Here is a 6,994-nt window from a genome sequence, read left to right on the forward strand (position 1 = left end):
CTAATCACATAAAGCTGTTACAGTGAAATACAGCTAATTCAAGGAGGCAAACTATGGAACAATGGAAAGGCTTTAAAGGCGAACAATGGAAAACTTCAGTTAACACTCGTGATTTCATCCAAAGAAACTACACTGAATATACAGGTGATGATAGTTTCTTAGAACCGATTGCACCAAGTACAGATAAATTATGGACGAAGTTACAAGAATTATTTGAAGTACAACATGAGAAAAATGGTGTGTATGACATGGACACAAGCATCCCTGCAACAATTACTTCTCATGAACCTGGATACTTAATTAAAGAAGAAGAAACAATTGTCGGTTTGCAAACAGACGTTCCTTTGAAACAAGCATTTATGCCATTTGGTGGTATAAACATGGCAAACAACGCATTAACATCAAATGGATATGAACCAGATGCTGAAATGGCAAAAATCTTCACTGATTGGAGAAAAACACATAACCAAGGTGTATTCGATGCTTATACAAATGAAATGCGTTTAGCTCGTAAAAATAAAATTATTACAGGGCTTCCAGATGCTTATGGTCGTGGCCGTATTATTGGTGACTATCGTCGTGTTGCTTTGTATGGTATTGATTTCTTAATGGAACAAAAGAAAAAAGATCATGACAATACTGGTAACAAAGTAATGACTGATGACGTTATCCGCTTAAGAGAAGAACTTGCTGAGCAATATAGAGCATTAGCTGACTTGAAAAAAATGGCCGCTTCTTACGGATTTGATATTTCACAACCAGCTAAAAACGCAAAAGAAGCCATCCAATGGTTATACTTTGGTTACTTAGGAGCAATCAAATCTCAAAATGGCGCTGCAATGTCAATCGGACGTATTTCTGCGTTCCTAGACATTTACATTCAACGTGATTTAGAAGCAGGCGTTATTACTGAATTTGAAGCACAAGAAATGATTGACCATTTAATCATGAAACTTCGTATGGTTAAATTTGCACGTACTCCTGAATACAACCAATTATTCTCTGGATACCCAATCTGGGCAACATTATCAATTGCTGGTATGGGCTTAGATGGACGTTCATTAGTAACGAAAAATGATTTCCGTATTTTACACACATTAACAAATATGGGACCATCTCCAGAACCAAATTTAACTGTACTTTATTCATCTCATTTACCATTAGGATTTAGAACATATTCTTCTAAAATCGCAAAAGAAAGTTCTTCTATCCAATTTGAAAATGATGATTTATTACGTGCAAACTGGGGTTCAGATGATTGTGCAATCGCTTGTTGTGTTTCTTCAACTGTTATTGGTAAAGACATGCAATTCTTCGGTGCTCGTGCCAACTTAGCGAAAGCTGTTCTTTACGCTATTAACGGTGGAGTAGATGAAAAAACTAAAATGCAAGTAGGGCCTAAATTCCGTCCAATGACTGGCGACAAACTAGATTACTACGAATTTATCGAAAAATACAAAGACATCATGGACTGGTTAGCAGAATTATATGTTAATACATTGAATGTTATCCATTACATGCATGATAAATATGCGTTTGAAGCACCTCAATTAGCTTTGATGGATAGCGATTTGAAGCGTACTTTTGCAACAGGAATCGCTGGGATTTCTCATGCTGCAGATAGTATTATGGCAATTAAATATGGTGAAGTAGAAGTAATCCGTGACGAAGATGGCATGGCTATTGACTACAAACCAACAAAAGAATTCCCAACTTATGGAAATGACAATGAAGAAGCAGATGGCATGGCAAACTGGATTCTTGACTACTTCATGACTCAAATTAAACGTCAACATACGTACCGTAACTCTAGACCAACAACTTCATTATTGACAATTACTTCAAATGTGGTTTATGGTAAAGCAACTGGTAACACACCAGATGGACGTAGAGCTGGTAAACCTCTTGCACCTGGAGCAAACCCAAGTTATCAAGATGGTAAATTCTTAGGAGAAAAGAACGGCTTATTAGCTTCTCTTAACTCAACAGCTAGATTAGAATATACTTCAGCATTAGATGGTATTTCTAACACTCAAACAATCAATCCTAATGGTTTAGGTAAAGATGATGAAACTAGAATCAACAACCTGCGTAACGTAATGGACGGTTACTTCGATAAGGGTGGTTACCACTTAAACGTTAACGTATTTACTAATGAGTTGCTATTGGATGCTCAAGCTCATCCAGAAAAATACCCTAACTTAACAATCCGTGTCTCTGGATACGCTGTGAAATTCCGTGATTTATCTCCTGAGCAACAAGCAGACGTTATTTCAAGAACTTCACATGACAGACTATAATTAGTGCTTAATGAAGGGGTGGCTGAAAAGTCATCCCTTTTTCTAAATAAAAAAATCGAAGGGCTATTTAGTGATTCGTTTTTTATCACAAAGGATGGGATAGAAGTGACAGAACCTATAAAAGGTAGAATACATTCTACAGAAAATTTTGGAACGGTGGATGGACCAGGGGTTCGTTTTATTGTTTTTACACAAGGATGTCGTATGAGATGCCAGTTTTGTCATAATCCTGACACATGGAAAATTGGTTCTGGCGGAAAAGAAGTGACTCCAGATGAAGTTCTATCTGAGGCATTAAGATACCGTTCTTATTGGGGTGAAAAAGGTGGAATTACAGTTAGTGGTGGCGAACCTTTACTACAATTAGATTTTCTGATAAACCTTTTCAAAAAAGCCAAAGAACAAGGGATCCATACTACCATAGACACATGTGGAAAGCCCTTTACAAGAGAAGAACCTTTTTTCAGTCAATTTGAAGAGTTAATGAAATATACAGATTTGTTACTTTTTGACATTAAACATATTGACAATGAGCAACATAAATTACTGACTACTTTAGACAACGAAAATATTTTAGAAATGGCAAAGTACCTATCTGATATTCAGAAACCAGTTTGGATTCGTCATGTTTTAGTCCCTGAAAGAAGTGACTATGATGACTATTTAATTCGTTTAGATGATTTTATAAAAACTTTAAACAATGTTGATAAAGTAGAAGTGCTTCCTTATCATGTCATGGGGAAATACAAATGGGATGAATTAGGTTTAGAATACCCTCTAGAAGGAATTAAACCTCCTACCGAAGATAGAGTAGCTAATGCTAAAAAATTACTTCACGTCAATGACTATAAAGGCTATTTAACTAGATAAATAGAGAAAAATGGAAAAGCGCAATTTTTTTGTTGTTTCTTTTCTATTTTTTGTTATTATTAATACTGAAGCAACGTATGAGTTGTTAGAGAAGAGAAGGAGTGAATACTATGTCAAAAATTCTTGTTTTTGGACATCAAAATCCTGATACTGATGCAATTGGTGCAGCAATCAGTTTTGCTTATTTACAAAAAGAGCTTGGAAAAAATACCGAGGCGGTTGCATTAGGAACGCCAAGTGAGGAAACACAATATGCATTAGACTATTTCAACGTTGATGCACCACGTATTGTTTCCAGCGCTTTAAATGAAACCAAAGAAGTCATGCTTGTTGATCACAATGAATTCCAACAAAGTATCTCAGATATCAAAGAATTAACGATTTTATCAGTTGTTGACCACCATAGAATTGCGAATTTTGAGACAGGAGATCCATTATATTATCGTGCTGAACCAGTTGGTTGCACAAGTACGATTATTTATAAAATGTTTAAAGAGAATAATATCACAATTCCGCTAAATATTGCCGGTATGATGGTTTCTGCAATCATTTCCGACACATTACTATTTAAATCTCCAACATGTACTGAAGATGATGTAGAGGCTGCAAATGCTTTGGCTGATATTGCAGAGATTAATTTAACTGGCTATGGATTAGACCTATTAAAGGCTGGAACTAATTTATCTGATAAAACAGCTGAGACATTACTTGATTTAGATGCAAAAAGTTTCCCTTTAGGAGACAAAAATGTTCGGATTGCTCAAGTCAATACAGTTGACTTAAATGAAGTGCTAAACCGTCAAGATGAGTTAGAAGCGGCGATGCTTGCAGAAAATAAGGCAAATAGCTATGATTTGTTTGTGTTAATTATCACCAATATCCTAGATAGTGACTCCGAATTATTAGTCATTGGAGATTCTATCGATAAGGTTGAAAAAGCTTTTGGCGTAAAATTAACAAATAATCGAGCTTATTTAGAAGGCGTTGTCTCTCGTAAAAAGCAAGTTGTCCCACAACTAACAGAAGCATTTAGTTAAAAAAAGTCGGCTTTGGCCGACTTTTTATATTTCAAATTTTTTATAAAAAGAAAGTTGAGTGTAAAAGTGAAAAGGATTGATTACTATTTTCATACAGACAAAAATGAACAACAGTTAAACGAATTGGTAAAGAGTCCTTTATTTCAAAAAATCATTGATTTTTTTAGACTTCAGAATGAAGAACCCGTTTTGTTACGACGATTAAAAGAAGCTGTAGTTAGCGATGAAAATATCGAATATATTTTAGAAAAGATGATAACCTATAACCTTGTTGAGAGAAATGAACGTCGCTATAAACTATTAATTCCAATTTATGATGCAAACAACACCACAACATTAATCAGCCAACAAAACATTGATTCGCTTCTTGATTTCAGCAAAACAATTAATCAAACAGAAATGTCTATTTTTTTAGGAGAATGGCTTTGGGAGAAATTTTTCCCTCAAGAAGTTAATTATTTTTTTGGAATTGAAAGAGAGGTAGAGGATGACCGTTTCTTTTATAAGAAAATCGAAATAGGAAATCATGAGTTTCAGTTTGTTTCTATTCAGAATGAGAATATTCTGCCAACAGATTTAGCAACATATTTTTCAATCCTAAAAACTAACCAAATCCCAACAGCGTTTCAGCCCTTACATGAACTTATTGGAGATGTTGACATTAATTATTATATTTCGCAAGCAAAAAGAATCATCAGAAATGCTGATAAAAATAGAAAAGTGTCAACCAAACGAAATATTTTCCAAGAATCACTTATTTTTTCTGGGGATGTGTCGATCAGCAAAACAGATCAGTTGGAATTAGCGACTTCATTAGTCTCTGCTGGAAACCAACTTGATTTGTCAGAAGGAAAGGCTATTGTGTCGTTGCTATTGGAAGATATAACTAAACAATCTGAAACATCAATAACTCAGACAATACTAATTAAAAAATACTTGTATCGAGAAATATTCCAAATTTTACTGAAAAATCAAGGCTCAATATCTTATATAAAAAACCTTGTTTAGTATAATTTTATTATGTTAACAAGGTTAGAATCTTTTTTTGTATGTGAAGCTTAAGGTTTCAGTTGGAGATAAAAAGTATCTTTGTTATAATTAGCCTATTGCTTATTAACCGGAGGAGAGAATTACTGCATGACTATTTTCATCTTAGTATTACTATTTCTTTTAGTTTTAAATACAACTGTAGCACTTATTACAGTATTCAGAAAACAACGAAGTATCGCAAGTATTTTCGCTTGGATAATGACATTAGTATTTTTACCTGGAATTGGATTTTTAATCTATATTTTTTGCGGGCGAGGAATTAATGGCCAAAAAGTATTTAAAATCACTGCTGAAGAGAAAGAATCTATCCGTCAAATAAGAAAAAGGGTAGAGTGGGACAACCAAAAGTCAGCTCAAGGTATTGATATCAATTTGCTAACTGATGCTCGAGTATTGAACAAATATTTTCGCAATATGGATGAATCTCCCTTATGTAAAAGAAATAGTATAGAACTCTATACTGACGGGAAAGAAAAGTTTGAAGCACTATTTAAAGATATTCAACAAGCAAAGGAAAGCATCCATGTTGAATATTATTCTTTTTTTAATGATCGAATTGGGAATCGATTTTTACGTCTTTTAGAGGAGAAACTCAAGGAAGGACTATCGGTTCATTTAATCTATGACCCCTGGGGTTCTCCTGGTACAAATAAAAAGTTTTTTGCCAATTTTATTGCTTTAGGTGGAAAGGTAAGTCCTTTTATTACTTCAAAAAATATGATTAGTAAAACACGTTTGAATTATCATTTACATCGAAAAATCGTTGTTATAGACGGAAAAATTGGTTGGACAGGTGGTTTTAATGTAGGGGATCAATATTTAGGAGAAAATCAGAAATTTGGTTATTGGCGAGACACGCATATTCGTGTGGTTGGAACCGCAGTTTTTTCTCTACAAGAAATATTTATTATGGATTGGAACGCCTCTGCTGAAGCAGCACATCGCATGACTTACATGGACAAATATTTTCAATTTGCATTGGATGACGAATTAGATGATTTAGCTTTGCAAGTAGTTTCAGATGGGCCAAATACTGAAGAAGAAATTTTGAAGAGCGGATTTATAAAAATGATTTTATCTGCTGAAAAATCAGTCTGGATTCAAACTCCATATCTTATTCCAGATGAAAGTATGATTAATGCGTTATTAATTGCTGTGAGATCCGGAATCGATGTTCGCATTATGATTCCTTGTATGCCAGATCATCCATTCATCTATCGTGCTACACAATATTACGCGAATTACCTTCACAAGAGAGGGGTAAAGATTTACAATTATCAAAATGGCTTTTTACATGCAAAAACAATGATTATCGACAAAGAGATTTGTATGGTAGGAACAACTAATCAAGATATTCGAAGCTACGCGTTAAATTTCGAAGTAAGTACGTTTATATATGATACAATGTTTTCTTGGAAATTAGCACAAATTTTCGAAAAAGATATGATACAAAGTATTTTATTGACCGATGAGATAATTAACAATCAATCAAAATGGTTGAGATTTAAGCAAAATTTTTCACGATTATTATCCCCAGTACTATAAAATAAAGAAAGAGAGTGGGACAATAGTCAGAAATACATCTGATTGTTGCCTCACTTTTTTGATTTCTAAAAAAAGAGAATGTTCCGTTTAAAAAGCAAGAGGGATCAACTATCAACGAAGAGGCAGCTAGCCGGAAGCAACTCGGCAAGAAACGAGCCGATTTCATTCCTAACTGGCGTCAAACGAGCTGTA

The 6,994-nt window shown here is 34.2% G+C and carries 5 protein-coding genes; all 5 read left to right on the forward strand.

Features of this window, described 5'->3' with window-relative positions:
* Positions 1 to 53: 53 nt before the first annotated feature.
* On the forward strand, positions 54 to 2,300 hold the full coding sequence (pflB, locus tag BCR26_RS11265) for a formate C-acetyltransferase (protein WP_069699093.1): 2,247 nt from the start codon (positions 54 to 56) through the stop codon (positions 2,298 to 2,300).
* Positions 2,301 to 2,405: 105 nt separating this feature from the next.
* Positions 2,406 to 3,170, forward strand: coding sequence for a pyruvate formate-lyase-activating protein (pflA, locus tag BCR26_RS11270; protein WP_069699099.1), 765 nt, complete (start codon positions 2,406 to 2,408; stop codon positions 3,168 to 3,170).
* Between the two features lie 110 nt (positions 3,171 to 3,280).
* On the forward strand, positions 3,281 to 4,207 hold the full coding sequence (locus BCR26_RS11275) for a manganese-dependent inorganic pyrophosphatase (protein ID WP_069699094.1): 927 nt from the start codon (positions 3,281 to 3,283) through the stop codon (positions 4,205 to 4,207).
* Positions 4,208 to 4,273: 66 nt separating this feature from the next.
* Positions 4,274 to 5,215, forward strand: coding sequence for a DUF1803 domain-containing protein (locus tag BCR26_RS11280; RefSeq protein ID WP_069699095.1), 942 nt, complete (start codon positions 4,274 to 4,276; stop codon positions 5,213 to 5,215).
* A 129-nt stretch (positions 5,216 to 5,344) separates the two neighbouring features.
* On the forward strand, positions 5,345 to 6,802 hold the full coding sequence (gene cls, locus BCR26_RS11285) for a cardiolipin synthase (RefSeq protein ID WP_069699096.1): 1,458 nt from the start codon (positions 5,345 to 5,347) through the stop codon (positions 6,800 to 6,802).
* Positions 6,803 to 6,994: the final 192 nt, after the last annotated feature.

The organism is Enterococcus rivorum (assembly GCF_001742285.1).
Taxonomy (GTDB): domain Bacteria; phylum Bacillota; class Bacilli; order Lactobacillales; family Enterococcaceae; genus Enterococcus_L; species Enterococcus_L rivorum.

Coding starts and splice junctions, on each gene's coding strand:
- pflB (WP_069699093.1), top strand. CDS start 54: ATGGAACAATGGAAAGGCTTTAAAGGCGAACAATGGAAAACTTCAGTT.
- BCR26_RS11275 (WP_069699094.1), top strand. CDS start 3,281: ATGTCAAAAATTCTTGTTTTTGGACATCAAAATCCTGATACTGATGCA.
- cls (WP_069699096.1), top strand. CDS start 5,345: ATGACTATTTTCATCTTAGTATTACTATTTCTTTTAGTTTTAAATACA.